Annotated in this window: 1 protein-coding gene; it reads left to right on the top strand. The window is 67.1% G+C overall.

What is annotated here, in order from left to right:
- Nucleotides 1–70: 70 nt before the first annotated feature.
- Nucleotides 71–1,311 (top strand): IS3 family transposase gene (locus tag ACFU6I_RS48705; protein WP_384381055.1). Its coding sequence is split into 2 segments (ribosomal slippage): nucleotides 71–410 and nucleotides 410–1,311, totalling 1,242 coding nucleotides; the frame shifts between segments, so codons are not numbered across the junction.
- Nucleotides 1,312–1,349: the final 38 nt, after the last annotated feature.

Genomic DNA, 1,349 nt, shown 5'->3' with positions numbered 1-1,349 from the left:
CGGGACCTCCCCCTGAGTGGTGGACACTCTGACGCCGACCCCGGTGGGGGTCGGGAGAGGGTGACCGATTATGGTGATGAAGGTCTATTCGCCCGAGTTCAAGGCCGATGCCGTGGCCCTGTTCCACTCGGACCCCGATCTCACGATCGCGCAGACCGCGCGTGACCTGGGGATCAATGCGGAGACCCTGCGGAACTGGATCCGCGCCGACCGCGTCCGCGGCGGCAGCACCACCGGCATGACCAGGAAGAACGTGACCAGCACCACCCCGGCCTCCGAGGCCACCCGCGAGGAGCTCGAAGCCCGCGTCCAGGCCCTGGAGGCCGAGCTGAAGGCCGCCCGCAAGGAGAACGCCACCCTCGCCACTGAGCGGGACATCCTGCGCAAGGCGACAAAGTTTTTCGCCTCGGAGATGACCTGGTAGGCCGCTGCCGGTTCATCGAGGATCATCGCGAGACCTACCCGGTCCAGCGGCTGTGCCAGGTCCTCGACGTCCACCGCTCCAGCTACTACAAGTGGAGCCAGGGCCGTGAGGCCCGCGCCGCGCGGGAGCGCGAGGACGAGGCCCTGGCCGAGAAAATCACCACCATCCACGCCGAGTCCGACCGGGCGTACGGGGCTCCGCGCATCACGGCCGAGCTCCGCGATACGCACGGCATGGAGATCAACGAGAAGAAGGTCGCCCGCGTGATGCGCAAGTTCCGCATCATCGGCACGCACCTGCGCAAGAAGGTCCGCACGACTGTGCCCGAGCCGTCGGCGACGCCGGTCCCGGACCTGTTCAAACGGGACTTCACCGCGCCGGAGGCGAACCTGAAGTACATGGGTGATGTGACGTATCTCCCCGTCGGGGACGGCGAGTTCCTCTATCTCGCCACGGTCATCGACTGTTTCTCCCGCCGTGTGGTGGGCTGGTCGATCGCCGACCACATGCGCACCGACCTGGTCGCCGATGCACTGACCATGGCCGCCGCGACCCGCGGCAGCCTGGCCGGCGCGATCTTCCACAGCGATCACGGAGCCCAGTACGTGTCGCGTCAATTCACCGATCTCTGCGCCGAGTTGGGTGTCACCCAGTCCATGGGCGCGGTCGGCACGAGCGCGGACAACGCCGCCTGCGAGTCCTTCCACGCCTCCTTGAAACGGGAGATCCTCAAGGGCGCCCGCCGCTTCGCCGGAGCGGACATCTGCCGACGGACGGTCTTCCGCTGGCTCGCCCGATACAACACCTGGCGCCGGCACTCCGCCAACGGACAGCTCAGCCCGGTCGACTACGAGCAGCGATCGAGTACGCTCGAACTCGCCGCATAACAGGATGAAACGGTGTCCACTCTTCGGGTGGAAGTCCC

This window comes from Streptomyces sp. NPDC057486 (assembly GCF_042802415.1).
Classification (GTDB): Bacteria; Actinomycetota; Actinomycetes; order Streptomycetales; family Streptomycetaceae; genus Streptomyces; species Streptomyces yanii.
The sequence above is the reverse complement of the archived record's forward strand: the minus strand, read 5'-3'. Positions and strand labels throughout refer to the sequence as shown.